Annotated in this window: 13 protein-coding genes and 1 pseudogene; 8 read left to right on the top strand and 6 right to left on the bottom strand. The window is 36.4% G+C overall.

The window, feature by feature from the left end:
* Positions 1 to 501: 501 nt before the first annotated feature.
* The 7 genes and pseudogenes from HWV54_RS04830 to HWV54_RS04800 all read left to right on the top strand — a co-directional run.
* Positions 502 to 1,249: pseudogene (locus tag HWV54_RS04830) on the top strand (ABC transporter ATP-binding protein); the annotation flags it as partial.
* 8 nt (positions 1,250 to 1,257) lie between these two features.
* On the top strand, positions 1,258 to 2,139 hold the full coding sequence (locus tag HWV54_RS04825; protein WP_005866195.1) for a metal ABC transporter permease: 882 nt from the start codon (positions 1,258 to 1,260) through the stop codon (positions 2,137 to 2,139).
* A 1-nt stretch (position 2,140) separates the two neighbouring features.
* The gene (locus tag HWV54_RS04820; protein ID WP_005866197.1) at positions 2,141 to 3,067 is read left to right on the top strand and encodes a metal ABC transporter solute-binding protein, Zn/Mn family; all 927 of its coding nucleotides are present in this window, start codon (positions 2,141 to 2,143) and stop codon (positions 3,065 to 3,067) included.
* 912 nt (positions 3,068 to 3,979) lie between these two features.
* The gene (ugpB, locus tag HWV54_RS04815) at positions 3,980 to 5,305 is read left to right on the top strand and encodes a sn-glycerol-3-phosphate ABC transporter substrate-binding protein UgpB (RefSeq protein WP_005866198.1); all 1,326 of its coding nucleotides are present in this window, start codon (positions 3,980 to 3,982) and stop codon (positions 5,303 to 5,305) included.
* A gap of 105 nt (positions 5,306 to 5,410) precedes the next feature.
* Complete coding sequence (gene ugpA / locus HWV54_RS04810) at positions 5,411 to 6,295, top strand: sn-glycerol-3-phosphate ABC transporter permease UgpA (protein WP_005866199.1); 885 nt, start codon at positions 5,411 to 5,413, stop codon at positions 6,293 to 6,295.
* Positions 6,296 to 6,305: 10 nt separating this feature from the next.
* Positions 6,306 to 7,157 carry a sn-glycerol-3-phosphate ABC transporter permease UgpE gene (gene ugpE, locus HWV54_RS04805; RefSeq protein WP_005866201.1) on the top strand — a complete coding sequence of 284 codons (852 nt, stop codon included), beginning with the start codon at positions 6,306 to 6,308 and terminating at the stop codon, positions 7,155 to 7,157.
* Positions 7,158 to 7,159: 2 nt separating this feature from the next.
* Positions 7,160 to 8,206, top strand: a complete 1,047-nt coding sequence (locus HWV54_RS04800) for a sn-glycerol-3-phosphate import ATP-binding protein UgpC (protein ID WP_005866203.1) — start codon at positions 7,160 to 7,162, stop codon at positions 8,204 to 8,206.
* A 116-nt stretch (positions 8,207 to 8,322) separates the two neighbouring features.
* On the opposite strand, the gene HWV54_RS04795 is transcribed toward HWV54_RS04800, so the two are convergent.
* The 3 genes from HWV54_RS04795 to HWV54_RS04785 form a co-directional block, all read right to left on the bottom strand.
* A complete protein-coding gene (locus HWV54_RS04795; protein WP_005866205.1) occupies positions 8,323 to 9,045 on the bottom strand; it encodes a glycerophosphodiester phosphodiesterase in 723 nt (240 codons plus the stop codon).
* A 177-nt stretch (positions 9,046 to 9,222) separates the two neighbouring features.
* Entirely contained in the window at positions 9,223 to 10,779 is a 1,557-nt protein-coding gene (guaA, locus tag HWV54_RS04790; RefSeq protein ID WP_005866207.1) for a glutamine-hydrolyzing GMP synthase, read from the bottom strand.
* Between the two features lie 132 nt (positions 10,780 to 10,911).
* Positions 10,912 to 12,198, bottom strand: a complete 1,287-nt coding sequence (locus HWV54_RS04785; RefSeq protein ID WP_005866209.1) for an RsmB/NOP family class I SAM-dependent RNA methyltransferase — start codon at positions 12,196 to 12,198, stop codon at positions 10,912 to 10,914.
* A gap of 520 nt (positions 12,199 to 12,718) precedes the next feature.
* Here HWV54_RS04785 and HWV54_RS04780 point away from each other — a divergent pair.
* Positions 12,719 to 12,868 carry a hypothetical protein gene (locus HWV54_RS04780; protein ID WP_176953564.1) on the top strand — a complete coding sequence of 50 codons (150 nt, stop codon included), beginning with the start codon at positions 12,719 to 12,721 and terminating at the stop codon, positions 12,866 to 12,868.
* A gap of 145 nt (positions 12,869 to 13,013) precedes the next feature.
* On the opposite strand, the gene guaB is transcribed toward HWV54_RS04780, so the two are convergent.
* From guaB to HWV54_RS04765, 3 genes are all read right to left on the bottom strand, one after another.
* The gene (guaB, locus tag HWV54_RS04775; RefSeq protein ID WP_005866211.1) at positions 13,014 to 14,513 is read right to left on the bottom strand and encodes an IMP dehydrogenase; all 1,500 of its coding nucleotides are present in this window, start codon (positions 14,511 to 14,513) and stop codon (positions 13,014 to 13,016) included.
* A 143-nt stretch (positions 14,514 to 14,656) separates the two neighbouring features.
* Positions 14,657 to 16,228, bottom strand: coding sequence for a phospholipase D family protein (locus HWV54_RS04770; RefSeq protein WP_040296463.1), 1,572 nt, complete (start codon positions 16,226 to 16,228; stop codon positions 14,657 to 14,659).
* 422 nt (positions 16,229 to 16,650) lie between these two features.
* Complete coding sequence (locus HWV54_RS04765) at positions 16,651 to 18,036, bottom strand: sigma-54-dependent transcriptional regulator (RefSeq protein WP_040296464.1); 1,386 nt, start codon at positions 18,034 to 18,036, stop codon at positions 16,651 to 16,653.
* Between the last annotated feature and the right edge of the window lie 215 nt (positions 18,037 to 18,251).

Raw genomic sequence — 18,251 nt, 5'->3', positions numbered from 1 at the left:
CATTCTACAACTTAAATAGCAAAAGCCCCCCAGTTATAAAACAACCTTTCGCCTGCATTACAATTCCTTCCTGCTGTCTGAAAACTTCCCTCTCCAGCTACTATTCTCTAATAGCTTAACTTTACTTTTTCATGACAAAAACCAACTTACAAAAACGAAAGGAAATTCTTCCTAAAGAGATATCCTAACAGGAACACTACTCTGTCCTTGGTCAATAAACTCTTCACGATCACATTATGGAAATAACTTAGACACCAAACGAAACACACTATACCCTCACTTGTGCTTATTTAGAATCACCAATCATTTTGATACTATATATAGTATACACACTCTCTTTTTCGTCAAGGAAAATTCAATCACTATTTTAAATTTTCCACGATCTTCCCACTAAAATCCTCAACTCTCAAAACACATGTAATAATATAACGTTTTGTTGACAAGCGTTATATTATTACATAACATAATGTTTATGGAAAATAATAAAAGAGAGTATAAATTATGGATTTGCATTTCAATAGTGCAACATTGGGCTATGGAAATAGAATAGCAATAAGAAGCTTTTCAGCAAAGTTAAAAACGGGCTCTTTGATAGCAATAACGGGTGATAATGGTGCTGGAAAATCTACATTGCTGAAAACTATCGCTGGCTTGATTAAACCTATCACAGGTAAAATCACAAAACCAAAACAAAGTCGAATTGCTTACCTTCCCCAGCAATGTAATATAGATCAAACATTTCCAATTGATGTGCAAATGCTCGTAAAAACAGGACTGTGGTCTTTTTGTGGATTGTGGAAAAACCAGCGCCCTTATTATTCTAAAATCCAAAATGCACTTGAAATGGTTGGGCTTACAGCTCTTGCTACCCGTACACTTGATACGCTGTCAAGTGGCCAATTACAACGCGCTCTTTTTGCACGTATTATTGTACAAGATGCTGATATTATCTTACTCGATGAACCTTTCAATGGTGTAGATTATAACACCCAAACAGACCTTCTTGCGTTGATCACGTATTGGCAACAACAAGGACGAACGGTTCTTACAGCACTCCATGATCCTCTCATTGTGCAAGAATGTTTTCCTAAAATGATCCATATTAATAAAAAAAATGCTTTTTATGGAGAAACAACCCAGTTTTTTCATGACAATACTCATCACATTATACCATCTTTTTCTCCTCAGCTCTTTGCGTATCAGTGCGCTAAGACAACATTTTCCCCTCAATGATTCTCATTCTATTAGGTATAATACGTGTACGCATTTTTTCTTGCCCCCTTCCTTGATTTTCACTTTATGCAAAGCGCCCTTATCGGTTCAATTCTTCTGTCCATCAGTGCTTGTCCCGTTGGTGTATTTCTGATGCTACGCGGAATGAGTTTAACAGGAGATGCTATATCCCATGCCATTCTTCCTGGTGTTGCAGCTGCTTTTCTTTTTTGCGGATTTTCGCTCATCTCCATGACAATTGGTGGCATTTTAGCTGGCTTCATTGTTGCTTTAGCAACCGCCTTGATTTCACGAAATAGCTCTCAAAAAGAAGACGCATCAATGACTGTTTTTTATCTTATTGCACTCGCAGTAGGTGTCATCATTGTTTCACTTAAAAACTCCACAATTGAACTACTCCATCTTTTATTTGGCTCAGTTCTTGCTATTGATACACAAGCCCTTTTACTGATCACCACTATAATGCTGATCACAATATGCAGTCTTTGTACTTTCTGGCGCGCATTTGTATTAGAAAGCTTTGATCCTCTTTTTTTTAAATCACTCTCTCCATTGAGTAAATATGTTCATATATCATTGCTTGGACTTGTCGTATTGAATTTGGTTGGCGGTTTTCAATCATTAGGAACATTGCTTTCTGTAGGCATTATGATGATTCCAGCTATTACGGCCCGTTTTTGGCTTTCGCGTCTGGGACCTATTTGCATATTTTCCATCTTTTTAGGAATCATTGCTAGTGTATGTGGCCTGCTGCTTTCTTTTCATCTGTCACTTCCTTCCGGCCCTTCTATTATTATTGCCGCAGGATCTATTTATCTTTTTTCCTGCTTCATAAGTCCACGCGGCTTTATTGTAGCATGGTTTCCCCACCTTTTTTATACAGCCCACTCCACTTTAAGGAAATAATGTGTCTAAACTTATTCAACAATTTGTACTGTATGGTGTTCTTTTATTATTTACCTTTTTTCCACTTTCTGCTGCTGCGCATAATAAAATCAGAGTTGTTGTAAGTTTTTCTATTCTTGCAGATTTAGTAAAGAATGTAGGAGGTAACCATATTTCCATGACTACTTTTGTCGGCCCCAATGCAAATACTCATACTTATGAACCTACCCCCCGTGATGCTCAAGCTCTTAGAAATGCTCATATTATTTTCATTAACGGACTTCATTTAGAGGGTTTTATTGACCGCCTCATCACAGCAAGCGGCACAAAAGCGCTTCTTGTTGAAGTAAGTGCCAACATTTCTCCCCTCGAAATTACAAATCAAAAATATACTGCCCAACAACATCACTACCACAGTGGTATTGATCCACATGCTTGGCTAACTATTCCAAATGTTGAAATTTATATCAAAAATATCGCTGCTGCTTTTTGTAAAATCGATCAACAATCCTGTGTAAGCTACAGAAAAAATGCTAAAGTCTACATCCAGAAACTTAAAGTAGCACAAGAAATATTCAAAACAAAGATCGCTACCATTCCAAAAGATCAGCGTATTATTATCACATCTCATAACGCTTTTGGGTATTTTGCTCAAGAATATGGTTTCACCATACTTGCACCTCAAAGTACTTCAACAGAAACTGAAGCGACAGCAGCTGATGTAGTCAATCTTATCAAACAAATTAAAATCAAAAAAGCAGCTGCCTTGTTTATTGAAAATATCTCTAATCCGCGTCTTATAAAACAGATTTCAAAAGAAACCGGTTTAAAAATCGGTGGAACATTGTATTCTGATGCATTGTCAAATGAAAATGGCCCTGCTGCAACTTATCTTGATATGATGGCACATAATGTGAATACCATCATTGACGCCATCACAAAACATTAAGAAATATTTTACAGAAGAGCTGAAAAATTAGTAAAATCATAACTGTCAGAATTTACAATGTTGTAAATCATGATAAATCAGTGTTCAATACTGAAATAATTTATAAATTAAGAAATTATACCAAATAAATTGAGAAAATAAACGCGACAACTCAACATGCAATAGTAATCTGAAAGGAGCTCACCATACAATGTTTGAAAGTGCAATTACATATTTTATTTAACATGTTTTTTGCCCATAAACTAACATCATCTGCTCAATCATTCTCTATTTTTGCGCTGATAAAACACTTTGTAAATTATGGTTTCAAAGTCGTTATAGGAAGACTAAAATAAATCATTTTATAGATTTAAATACTGTTAAATACCCTAAAGCGTTTCCTTAATCCTAAAAACCAACGCTTATTAGTTCCTAAAAGTAATATTCTAACATATTTTATGAATACACCAGAAAAGTTTTAGAGGATAATAGCCTCTTATAAATTTAAAAAATCTGCTCTAGTAGAGATTATTATAAGTACAGTGTAAACGATTTGTTTTAAAGTAATCATTTAAAAGTTACAAGACAAATAACTAGAATAAACGTCTCTCTCTTAAAAAAGTAAATCTGAATACTGTAATAACCATAACTAAATAACTTTTACTGTTTGTATCCTTGACTTGAGCTTGCTCACTGCTTTGCCATTTACACCATTTCAGTTTTTTATCAGGTGTTTACAGGTTAGTATCTCATTAACATACGATAGCTTTCATAAAGTAAGGCAAGTAAGTTTAAACAAATTCGTTTGACCTTTTAATGGTTCCTGTTTAAATGAACCAAAATATTTCTGAAACAAAATTGTTATGGCGTGTTTATGTGTAATACTATAAATTTAGCGAAGCCTGTATTCCATCATTTCAGAAAGAGGGAACTATGAGTCGTTTTTATTTTTCTATAGTAGCATTTGCAATTGCTATCAGCATAACAACAGTAGGGTTTGCGCAAACAAAAATTAGTTTTTGGCATTCTATGAGTGGCGAACTAGGGAAACAAACTGAACGTCTCATTAACGACTTTAATGCCAGTCAATCTAAGTACAAAATTGTTCCTTCATTTCGTGGTGAATACGAAGAAGGTATGGTTTCACTTATTGCAGCATTTCGTGGGAAGCAACAACCGGTTCTCGCTCAAATCTATGAAATTGGTACTGGTACCATGATAGCTGCAAAAGGTGCCGTTTATCCTGTTTATCAACTTATGGCTGATACAAAACAAGAATTTGATTCTACAGATTATTTGCCTGCTATCAGAGATTATTATTCAGATGTTAAGGGGCGTATGCTTTCTATGCCATTCAACGCTTCAACACCAATCCTTTATTATAATAAAGATATCTTTAAAAAAGCAGGACTTGACCCAGACCAACCACCTAAAACATGGCAGGACGTTGAGAATTTCTCCAAAAAAATTCTTGAAACTAAAGCAGCAAGCTGTGGTTTCACAATGGCTTATGCATCTCAATGGATTGGTATAGAAAATTTTTCAGCTTTGCATAATATTCCTTTTGGAACGAAAGAAAATGGGTTTAGCGGTCTTGATACAGAGCTTACCTTGAATGGACCTTTACAAGTGCGTATGTGGACTGACCTAAAAAAATGGTCTGACCAAGGTATTTTTCGCTATGGTGGCCCTGCTGGAGCGTTGGATGCAACACCAATGTTTATGACACAAAATTGTGCAATCTTTATGCAATCTTCAGGTTCTCGTGCTGGAATTTTGTCCGAAGCACAATTCAATGTTGGATTTGGTATGTTACCTTACTATGATGATGTAAAAGGTTCACCACAAAATTCAATTATTGGTGGTGCCTCTATTTGGGCTTTGAAAGGTCATACCCCTGAAGAATATGCTGGTGCTGCTGCTTTTCTTAAATATCTCTCGAAAGCAGATAACCAAGCTAAATGGCATCAGATAACAGGTTACCTTCCAACAACAAAAGCTGCTTATGAATTGAGCAAGCAACAGCATTACTACGATAAAAATGCCGGTGCAGATATTGCTATTAAACAGATCACTCTCAATCCACCAACTGTTAACTCAAAGGGCATAAGATTTGGTAATTTACCACAAATTCGTTCTATTCTTGATCAAGAATTAGAAGCTGTCCTTAGTGGTTCAAAAACACCAAAAGATGGATTAGATGAAACCGTTGAACGTGGTAATAAACTCCTACGTGAATTTGAAAAAGCTAACCTTTAAGATTTATTCTTGTTATTAAATATCAAAGTTTATCCAAACAGTTGAGTCCTTTTAATTCTTTTTTGTTCACCTTTCTGAAGTTTCTATATTAAAAAAGCCTTACGGATGCAAGAAAAACACGCATACTTTAAAAATAGTTTACTCTCTTATTGGCTGCTGCTTCCTCAGCTTATTGTGACTTTTTTATTTTTCTTTTGGCCTGCTGCTCAAGCAATAAAATCCTCTTTCGAACGTGAAGATCCTTTTGGTTTTACGACAACGTTTATTGGTTTTGAAAATTATATAACAATTCTTTCTGATCTTGCTTATCTGAAATCACTTTTCATAACCGCAGTATTTTCCATTTCTGTTACTGTTGTTTCAATGACTATAGCACTTCTTTTGGCTGTTTGTGTTGATCGTGTCATCCGTGCAAAAAAGGCTTACACAACGCTCTTGCTCTGGCCCTATGCCGTTGCTCCAGTATTGGCAGGTATATTATGGTTATTTATTTTCCATCCAACCATTGGAACTATCCCTTTTCTTCTTAGAGAAATAGGTATTATATGGAATTATCGTATCAATGGTACTCAAGCAATGATCCTTATTGTGATTGCAGCAAGCTGGAAACAAATCTCCTATAATTTTCTTTTTTTTCTCGCAGGTCTCCAATCCGTTCCACGTTCCCAAATAGAGGCCGCAGCAATTGATGGTGCTGGCCCTTTTAAAAGATTTTGGACTGTGGTTTTTCCGCAGATTTCACCAACTACCTTTTTTCTTCTTATCGTCAATATCCAATATGTTATGTTTGATACATTTGGTATTATTGACAACATAACCTCGGGAGGTCCTGCACGTGCGACAAGTACTCTTGTCTATAAAGTGTATGATGATGGTTTTAAAAACCAAATGATTGGTGCATCATCAGCACAATCAACGATTTTAATGTTGATAGTTATTGTCCTAACGTTTATCCAGTTTCGCTGGCTTGAACGTCGTGTACAATATTAGGAAACAAATCATGGTTGAAAATCGCACTGTTCTGAAATTTCTAACCCATATTGTCCTTATTCTTGGTATTATCATTATCTGCTTTCCGGTCTATGTTGCTATCATTGCATCAACTCATAGTTCAGCGGCATTCAGTTCCGGAACACTTCCTCTTTTACCGGGAAAATACGCCCTGGAAAACTATAAAACAATTTTTGGTGATGGCCTTGTACAACTCGGGCTGCCTAATCTTTGGCCATTATTAATGAATTCGCTTATTATGGCCTTTGGTATTAGTATTGGAAAAATTGTTATTTCCCTTTTTTCTGCTTATGCAATTGTTTATATGCGCTTTCCTTTTCGAAAAACTGCTTTTGCTCTCATTTTTGTCACATTGATGCTACCTGTTGAAGTTCGTATTATCCCAACATATACAGTAGTCGCACAGTTAGGCATGATAAACACCTATAGCGGAATGATTATTCCACTTATTGCATCTGCAACTGCTACATTTTTATTTCGCCAGTTTTTTTTGACGGTTCCTGATGAAATTTTAGAAGCTGCTCGTGTTGATGGTGCAGGACCATTTAAATTTTTTAAAGATATTCTTCTCCCTCTTAGCAAAAGCAATATTGCCGCCTTATTTATCATTATGTTCATTTATGGATGGATCCAATATCTCTGGCCTCTTATAGTTACAACTAATCAAAATTATCAAACTATTCTTATTATTCTAAAACAGCTTGTCATAGAATCACTTCAACATAATCCTCAATGGAATATATTAATGGCAGTCTCTGTTGTTGCTATGGTACCGCCTGTTCTTGTTGTCATTTTTATGCAACGGCTTTTTATCAAAGGCCTTATTGAAACGGAGAAATAACTGTGGCTACAATCCAGTTATCAAATATAAAAAAACAGTATGACAATGGTATCCCAGTCATTGAAAATTTAAATTTAACTGTTGCAGATAGCGAATTTCTTGTCTTTGTTGGTCCTTCAGGATGTGGCAAATCGACCTTGTTACGCATTATAGCAGGACTCGAACAAGTTACTTCAGGTGAACTCTATATTGACAACGAGTGTATCAATGATCGTGAACCCGCTGATCGCGATGTTGCTATGGTTTTTCAAAATTACGCCCTTTATCCCCATATGACAGTTCGTGGCAATTTAGAGTATGGTCTTAAAAATCGTAAAACACCTAAGGATGAAATAAATAAACGTATCACGCATGCAGCAAAACTTTTGGAGATAGAGCCATTTCTTGACCGTAAACCACGACAATTATCAGGAGGACAACGTCAACGTGTGGCTATGGGACGTGTGATTGTGCGTCAACCACGTGTCTTTCTTTTTGATGAACCTCTCTCAAATCTTGATGCAAAATTACGAGCACAAATGTGTATTGAGATTAAAACACTTCAGCGTTCATTGAACACAACTAGTCTCTATGTTACCCATGATCAATTAGAAGCGATGACATTGGCTGATAGAATAGTTGTTATGAATAAAGGAGCTATCGAGCAAATTGGAACCCCAATGGAAATTTATGACTACCCAGCAACAACGTTTGTTGCTGATTTTATTGGTTCTCCCCCTATAAATTTTCTTGATCGAAAAATCCTAGAACAACATTTAGATTATTTACTTTCTTATAATGAAGAAACTGATCTTTTAGCATTCAGACCAGAAATAATCTTGTTAGGCGAACATCCAGATAAAGGACCTGTCTTTCACACACAAATTGAATTTATCAAGCCTATAGGAGCAGGATGTCATGTTTTAACACGTTGGAATGGTCTTATTTTTACTATTGAAATAAAAGAGCGCCTTACAAGCGACTATGGTAAAAAATTAAGCTTTACTGTCCCTCATCAGAATTTTCATACTTTTAATAAAATTACTGGAAAACGAACAAATAATAAGTAAATAAAGTAAAAATCTTGCTCTTCTTAACACCTTAAGCGAATATTTCTTGCTTTTTCCTATTAACCTTATTTTTGTCAAGATATATAGTTTCTTCTGTATTATTATAAATTTATTGCTTATCTTTGTGCACGTAATTGTAAAGCGAGATCAGGTTGATCTGTTGTGATATAATGTACAGGCATATTGAGCCAATACGACAATCGAGCTTTCCCGTTTATTGTCCAAACCCCCACAGTAAAGCCAACTTCCAACGCAGATTCAATAAAGTCCCGTGAGACAATGGAACCATTTAAACTCAGATCAGAATACCCCAATTGTTTCCATTCAGAAAAATGACGGTGCATGTCACCTTCAAAGTTATCAATACATGGACCAGATGCTATTCCTGATTCAATAAAAGGACGAAGACTCGTAGGGTCAAAACTGATGGCAGAAACTCTTTTTTCTAAATTCCGGCTTTTTATCAACGCAAGCGCTTTTTGAGATAAAATTGTTTCACGCTCAATTTCACCGCATGTTTTTATTTCGAGATGTAGAGCAACATTGGTTGGTTTTAAAAGATCAAGCACCTCTTCTAATAAAGGAGGAGCTTCAGTACTTCCTTTCACGCAAAGTTTTCTACGTGTTGCATTATCAATATCGTAAATATATCCTTTTTTTCCAACCAATTGTTCAAGATAAAAATCATGAAATACAACAACTTCACCGCTTTTAAGAAGATGAACATCACATTCAATTTCATCAACTCCCAACGCAATTGCATGACGAAACGCCGAAAGTGTATTTTCAGAATGAAGATTAGCTCCACCACGATGTGCAACAATTTTTTTTTCAGACATCTAAAATTTCACACTTCTCAATTTTAAATGAGATTGACTAACATAATCAGATAATAATTTTAAAAAATCATACCAGATATATAATAATTTTTTAAGAAATTGTTTGCTATTGCTCACTCTACCAAATATCAAAATTTAAAAAACATCCTATTTTAAAATGGTCGTACTTTATTTTAATCATTCCCACTCAATAGTACCGGGAGGCTTTGATGTTACATCATAAACAACACGATTAATACCCCTTACTTCGTTAATAATGCGTGTTGCTACCTTGCTTAAAAATTCCATCTTATACGGATAAAAATCAGCAGTCATTCCGTCTACAGATGTTACCGCGCGAAGAGCACAAACAAATTCATAAGTGCGCCCATCACCCATAACACCAACAGTCTGAACAGGAAGAAGAACAGCAAACGCCTGCCAAATTTCATTATAAAGATCCGCTTTACGGATTTCATCAAGATAAATGGCATCTGCTTCACGTAAAATTTCTAATTTTTCCCGTGTAACTTCTCCTGGACACCGAATTGCAAGACCGGGACCTGGAAAAGGATGACGACCAATAAACTGCTCAGGTAATCCCAACTCTCGCCCTAGCGAGCGAACCTCATCTTTAAATAGCTCACGTAACGGCTCTAGAAGTTTCATATTCATCCGTTCTGGCAATCCTCCTACATTATGATGGCTCTTAATTGTTAGTGCTTCACCAATAGCTGATACACTTTCAATGACATCTGGATAAAGTGTTCCTTGCGCTAAAAATTCTGCACCCCCTATTTTTTTTGTTTCTTCTTCAAAAACTTCAATAAAAAGGCGGCCAATCGTTTTGCGCTTTTTTTCTGGATCTGTTTCACCTGCTAGAGCGTTGATAAACATATTGGCGGCATTAACATGTACAAGCTCTATATTATAATGATCTCGGAATAGTGTAAGAACTTCCTTAGCCTCATTTTTACGCATCAACCCATGGTCTACTAAAATACATGTCAGTTGGTCTCCTATCGCTTCATGAAGAAGGATAGCGACAACTGATGAATCAACGCCACCTGAAAGACCACAAATCACGCGATTTTTTCCAACTTTTTTGCGTATTTCAGTAATTGCCCGATCACGATAAGAAGCCATTGACCAATTACTTTGAATGCCAGAGATTTTATAAACAAAATTTTGCAATAGCTTTGCACCATCTGGTGTATGCACAACTTCAGGATGAAACTGTACCGCATAAAGGCGCCTTATTTCATCAGCAATAGCAGCATAGGGAGCACCTTTTGATGTTCCTATGACACGAAAACCCTCTGGTAAAACCGTAACACGGTCACCGTGACTCATCCATACTTGATAGCAAGAACCCTTTACCCATACACCATCAAAAAGGGCACTCTCTTCTTGTACTTCCAACAAAGCACGCCCAAATTCACGCTCATGTCCTGCTTCAACTTTTCCCCCAAGTTGAATACACATCACTTGTTCACCATAACAAATACCAAGAACTGGAACAGCAATTTCAAAAATTTCCATCGGAACACGCGGCGAATTATCATCAACAACTGAATAAGGGCTACCCGATAAAATAACAGCTTTAGGTTTTATTCGCTTGATACCTTCTAAAGCACACTGAAAAGGAACAATTTCACAATAGACCCCCATTGCTCTCACCCGCCGTGCAATAAGCTGTGTCACTTGTGAACCAAAATCAATAATAAGAACAGTGTCTGGATGTGATATGTTCATAGAAAACCAATCAATAATTGTAAAAGAGAACCTATAAGATTTATTATTCAATCTTTCTTTTTTCACAAGTCTGTTTACTTGAGAAAAAGGTTCTTTTGATAAAATTTAAGATAAAAAATACGAAAATATGTATCAATGTTTTTTTTGCAACACAGCTAAAAAGAAACCATCTGTTTTTGTTGTTGCTGGCGATAAAGTCAGTCCATAATCTGAAAAGATCGGTTGAATAGATGAAAAACTAAAATGTTTCTGCCAAAGTGCACGCATATTTATTGTATAAAAATTGGAATGCTGTCGAAGAAAATAGGAAATTTGTTCCTCATTTTCATCCATAAAAAGAGAACATGTAATATAGACTAAACGTCCATTTGGTTTAAGATAATCTATAGCCTCATTCAAAATAGCCTTCTGTTCTATTTGGCATTTTTTGACCTCCTCTAACGTCAAACGCCATTTTGTATCCGGCCGCCGTCGCCATGTGCCTGTACCACTACATGGAGCATCTAGTAAAACTATATCCATCTGACCTACTAATGACTTTAATGTTTCTACATGCTCACGTGGCTGTACATTATGAACACCAGCGCGTCGAAGACGATCAAAAATAGGAGCTAAGCGGGCTTTATCTGAATCATAAACATAAATTTGCCCTTGATTATTCATACTAGCAGCTAAAGCTAACGTTTTGCCACCAGCTCCAGCACAATAATCTAAAACCTGCATACCTGCTTTTGCTTCAACAAGATAAGCAACAATCTGAGACCCCAAATCCTGTATTTCAAAATGCCCCTTTTGAAAAGCAAGTTCAACTTGAACATTAGGATGGCGGTCAAACTTTTCAATCGGTGCTATCCTTAAGGCTTGCGGAAACCATGATAATGGTTGAATTTTTGTCTTTGCTAATTCCTTAAGCACCTTCTCTGGCGTTGTCTTTAAATTATTCACGCGTAAATCTAAAGAAGGCCGTGTTGCTAATGCAGCAGCTTCAACAACCCAATTTTCGGCAAATAAAGGATATAAGTGAGCTTGACACCATTGGGGAATATCACCACGAATATAGTCTGGCGCATCAATTAATTGTCGTTTTTGCCACGATTGACGCTGTTTAATCCCTAATAGCTGTGGTGCAAATCGATCCCTTTCTAATTCACTGTCAATTTGTTCAATTGTCATTTTCCCAGTATCTAATAAGGTACCAAAAACGATATCCTGAATATCATCACTCTCCATACGCCATTGTAAAGAATAACGCCGTCTTAAGACATCATAAACGATTGTACCAATTGCTGCACGATCACTTGCTCCAGCAAAACGATGAGAAAGCCCCCAAGCTCTTAAAACTTTACCTGCAGGATAACGCCGAGTTTCTATTTCTTGTAGAATATCTATTGCTGCACGCAAACGCCCACCTAAGCGCATTCATTTCTCCCATTAAATTTTTACAAGATACTAAACAATTTAAGTAAAAACAAAATTATCTTTCTTAATGCCAATAGGATTTTTTGAAGACTGTGAAAAATTCACATTGGAAGCTGAATAATTCTGATCGCACTTTTTTTAGCATTTTAAATCCTTCATTTCATGTGCTATCCTTTTACATTTCTCTCATTCTAAAATATATAATTCTATCTTGATACTGTAAGGCAGAATGTACTCTTAAATTTCTTACCCAATATCGGTACATAAAAGCCATACTCCCCTTAGTTTCCTCCTAAATTAAATTTTCATGGCTTTCTATAAATAGCATGTAGTATCTAAATATCTTATATCTCGAAAATGCTATCTTTTTGAAAAACGAAAAAACACTTCTACTAAGACCAGCACACCCATCTTATTTCTGACAAAATATTAACTTTTTAGAAAAGGTTTGGAACCACTATTTGGCAAAACCGTTTTTATTATACTGGCTTCAAGCCAGATAATTTAAAAGGAGAAAATAATGAACACTTACAACAATGGGAAAACAGCTTCATCTAAAAGTCGTCACAATACAACGCCCTCAAACAATGGAAAGAAATCCATCCAGAGTGATCAGGCTAACACTCGCCAACGCGCGTCAAAATCGGAACGGAAGACGACAAAAAGTTAATTTCCTTAATTTCATATAACCTATTGAAAGAATTGGAATATCAATCTCCAATTCTTTCTTTTAAGAATTATTATACAACTTCCCTGCAATTCTCAAAAAGATTTTATACCATATAATATAGCTCTAAGCTCTTATACATTAAACATTAAATAGGACCTCGGTAATTCGGGCTCTCCCGTGTAATAGCAACATCATGTGTATGGCTTTCATAAAGTCCAGCGTTAGTGATACGAACAAACGTCGCTTTTTCACGAAACTCTGCTAAATTTTTAGCCCCAACATAGCCCATCGAAGCACGTAACCCACCAGCAAGTTGGTGCAGAACCGATGCTATCGGACCTTTATAAGCCACTTGTCCTTCCACACCTTCAGGAACCAATTTAAGCTCATCACGCACTTCATCCTGAAAATAACGATCAGCTGAACCCCTTGCCATAGCACTAACTGATCCCATACCACGATAAGCTTTAAAAGATCGCCCTTGATAAAGATAAACTTCACCAGGGCTTTCTTCCGTACCTGCTAAAAGAGAACCAATCATAGCAGCACAAGCCCCACCCGCTAAGGCTTTAGCAAAATCACCCGAAGCTTTTATTCCCCCATCAGCAATAACAGGAATACCTACCTTATCAGCAATTTCTGCAGCACCCATAATAGCTGCTAGCTGGGGAACACCAACACCTGCAACAATTCGCGTCGTACAAATAGAACCAGGACCAATACCAACTTTTACAGCATCTGCACCACTATCAATCAAAGCCTGTGTAGCTTGTGGTGTTGCTACATTACCAGCAATAATAGCTGGAGAAAACGCCATTTTTTTAATACGCTTAACTGTTTCTAATACGCGCTGAGAATGTCCATGAGCGGTATCAATCACTAGCACATCAACGCCCGCGTCAATTAATCGTTCAGCCCGCTCAATACCATCGTTTCCTACACTACTTGCAGCTGCAACACGCAAGCGACCTTGCGAATCTTTAGCGGCGTTTGGATTTAATTGTGCTTTTTCAATATCCTTAACTGTTATCAAACCGACACAGCGATTTTGTTCATCTACAACTAATAATTTTTCAATACGATGACTATGTAAAAGATACTTTGCTTCATCAAGTTGAACATTTTCACGCACTGTGATCAAATTTTTATGCGTCATTAATTCATAAATTTTTTGTTGTAGATTTGATGCAAAACGCACATCTCTATTTGTCAAAATGCCAACAAGCCGACCAGCAATTCCACCGTTAGCCCCATCTTCAACAACCGGAATACCCGAAATACTATAGGAGCGCATCAAAGCTTTTGCTTCTTCAAGTGTTGCATCTGGCCTAATTGTTACCGGATTAACAACCATTCCGGATTCAAATTTTTTCACTTGACGAACTTCCTCAGCTTGTTCTGCAGAAGACATATTGCGATGGATAACACCAAGACCACCAGCTTGAGCCATAGCAATTGCCAAACGCGATTCCGTTACTGTATCCATTGCAGCAGAAAGCAATGGCAAATTCAGTTCAATATTAGCTGCGATACGCGTTTTAAGATCTACCTGACTAGGCATAACAAGAGAATGGCCTGGCTGTAAAAGCACATCATCAAAAGTAAGGGCTAACGCTCCTGTCCCTGTTTCAACAATCTTTGCCATAGCCAAATTCCTTTAATAAAAAAGCACCGCAAGTGACTTTAATACAACTGCGGTTCTCATAAGTTGAGGATTGGCAACGAATTATGCCATGTTAAAAATAAAATGAAAAGAAAAATAATTTTTTGATGTATGATTTGTAAGATTTATAATTGCGATTCAATGGGTAACCAGCTCATTACTCTTGTAAAAACCCGACGCCAAAAATTGCTTTCTGGTTCAAAATCAATACTGTATTGTTTTTCATTTTCAATAAAATCCCAATAAATACGGTTATCATCACCAAGACGGAGATGATAACTCATTTCACCAGTTGTTTCCTCAGAAAAAAGCAAATCCAACCTAGCTGTAATCGGTGCACATTCAAAAAGAATACCCATTTCTGTATTCAATGCAGCTGACCGTGGATCAAAATTCAAAGATCCAATAAAAGCAGTTTTACGATCAACTAAAAAAGCTTTGGTGTGTAAACTTGCCTTACTTGACCTAAATAATCGCAATCCTTGATTACCTCCATCTGGTTTCAACTCATAAAGTTTAACACCACTTTTTAATAACGCTTTACGATACGGTACATAACCACCATGCACTAATGCAACATCAGTAGCTGCTAAAGAATTCGTAAGAATTTTGACATCAACACCCTTTGAGACCAAATTGCTAAAATTCTGCGTACCTACCTTACCAGGAACAAAATAAGGTGATGTAATTTGGATCGTTTCTTGGGCTTCACCAATAACCTGTGAGAGAGCCTTCATGAGCCAATTTCCTGTTTTTTTGCGCAATACTTTTTCAGGAGGGTCAGAAAGAACAATAACTTTATCTGCTAAAAATAATCGCTTTCCTGTCTGGATAAAATAATTAAAGTTAATATGCTCTTTGATATAGTCTAAATAAACTTTCGCAACCTTGGAATTACGAAACTTGCGCAACTTATCCTTCCAATAACTAAGGTCGCTTGCACTTTTAGGAATAACCAAAGAGTGAATCGGTAAAACGACAGAGCTATTCCAAAAGTTATCAAAAATAGTTTCCACCTTTTTAACCGAAGGGCCAATTAACATCAAATCCAAATCTCGAAAATGTGATTCTTTACCAGCGTCAAAATAAGAATCTGCAAGATTGCGTCCTCCTACAAAAGCTACCCGGCCATCTACAATAAAAGCTTTATTATGCATTCTGCGCGTTACAGTAATTGCCCGCAATATAATCTCCAAACCACGGCGTAAACCACCCTTACGTGATCGCCCTGGATTAAACATTCTTACTTCAATATGAGGATGTTTATCCAGCGCAATATAAGCTGGATCACGCCCCTGAGCATTAATATCATCCAAAAGAAGGCGTACTCGAACACCCCGATCAGCTGCTTCCACTATTTCACTTAATAACAAACGGCCGGTTAAATCATCATCCCAAATATAATACATTAAATCAAGACTACGCCCAGCCTGTGCTGCGCCTATTGCACGAACACAAAACGCATCCAAATTGCTGATGATGAGTGAAAGAGCATCTTTGTCAACCCCTAATCCTCCTGTTTCTTTTGCTAACTGACTTACTATACGATCAAACTGTGTTTCATCTTTTTTAACATTAAAAGCATAAGAACATTCTCCCTTAGCATTTTTAACAAAACGTCCATATGTATAGATCGCCAACATACACGCAATAAAAAAAAATATGATAAAACTGATAACAAACTGTAACAGAGTCAAAGAAGATAAACTTTCCATTTTTAAGCCATTGCACCATCATCGATACAAACCGCAACATTAAAATTAATGATCATACCTTAATCATTGCAATAGACAGAATGCCATCTCTTACTTAAGAGAATATAAATCTAATCGATAATTTCAAAATTTTAGCTCTAATACTAAAAAGTATAAAAACTATCTCTCGATTTAAATGAATGTAAACTGAGCTAAAGTTTTGACAACTAAAAAAGGAAAAAGAGTTAAAAATAACCCAACCAAATAAAATCAATACTTATTAAATTTTCAAAATTATACTTAATACCTAATATTTAAAATACACAATACCTTTTTAAAAGTCAGAAGTTTTCTACTTTCTTTACCAAAAGCCACTACAATTTTTGAAAATTATACTTTTTATAAATGGAAATTTATCGTCGATTTTATTTCCGTTCTTGGCTTTTTACTGCTCTCAATTCCTCTATTTTTCGATAAAGTGTAGAGCGACCAATATGAAGACGACGAGCAATCTCACTCATATGTCCTTTATAATGTTTAACCGCTTTCTCAATAATATCACGTTCCATCTCTAAAAAAGTGCGAACGTGCCCTTCAGCATTTAAAAATTGTATTGACTCTTGTTCATGATCTTCTTGAATATTACCCTCAATGATATTTGGAATATTTATTAATGGCTTGCCCATTAATTGGGGAAAATCTCGAACAGTTAATAATGGTCCCTTACTGAGTAAAACTGCACGAAATAGAAAATTCTCAAGTTCATCCCGATTACCAGGCCAGTCATACTGCATAAGCAATGAGAGAGCTGATCCTGTTAAACCATGTACATGAGATCGCCCTGTTTCACTAATAATGCGATTAATCAAACGTTGTGTAAGCTCTGGAAAATCATCTCTCAATTCCCGTAAAGCAGGAACGTTGATCGATAATTGGGAAAGCTGTTCAAATAAACCGCGTGAAAAAAAATCTTCTTTAACTAGATCTGAAAGCCGCGACGCTGAAATAGCCATGATACGAAAAGAAGGAGGATTATTCTTTATTGCCTTTTCTCTCTCTTGAAGATAATTTGTGAAACGCTTTTGCTGTATGGGCTCGAGTCGATCAACATCACAAAGACAAAGCGTCCCCTTTTCAAGAGAAGAGACCAGGGGTAGAAATTTTTTAAACCACTGGCAGCTTTCTTCTTCTGGATGAACGATAGCTGAACATTGGAAGCGAACAAAAGGTCCTTCTGATAACAACCCTTCATGATGAATAATACGGGCTAATGTTTCGCGTCCAGTGCCCTCTTCACCTTCTATCAAAAGATTTTGTAAAGAAGCCGCTGCACTCCTGGACTGTTCCAGAACTATCTGCATTGCCCTACTTTTTATACAGAGATCAGAAAATCGCAAGTGATTCTCATTTTTTCGCCGAATATAACTAATCTCACGCTCCAATGCAGAAATAAGAGAAAGAGTATCCAAAGTGACTTTCAACCGTAGTGATGTAACTGGATGAATCAAATAATCAATAGCTCCAGCTGTTAAAGCTTTCTGGAGTAAATCTTGATTCTCTTGTTGTGCTACCACAACAATAGGAATAGAAACACCCGCAACTCTAATCATTTTAATCAAATCACCCGCACTCAAATCACTCATAGCGACATCAAGGAGCGCAAGCACAATATTTTTACGTCTGTGTAAAAGATCAATCGTACGGAGGCCATTTTCTGCTTCAATGACACGGTGACCAAAACCTCGGAGCATAGCAGAAAGCTCTATACGCCTTCCATAATCTTCACCCGCAACAAGAATGGGACCAACCATAATTTTAATAATCTCCTTTGAGATTACTAAGCGGCTTAATATAAAAATTGTTGTAAACCATAAGAAATATTTCACCTCTTGTGTTTTATCCACGAATTTTAGCAAGCCGTTAATTAAATACAACATTAAGGCATTTTTTTCTATTTTTTTGCTTTTTGATTGATTTTTATCATATTTTTCATCTTGACTCATGGAGTAATTTAACAATGTTATAG

The sequence above is a fragment of the Bartonella alsatica genome, assembly GCF_013388295.1.
GTDB lineage: Bacteria > Pseudomonadota > Alphaproteobacteria > Rhizobiales > Rhizobiaceae > Bartonella > Bartonella alsatica.
The sequence above is the reverse complement of the archived record's forward strand: the minus strand, read 5'-3'. Positions and strand labels throughout refer to the sequence as shown.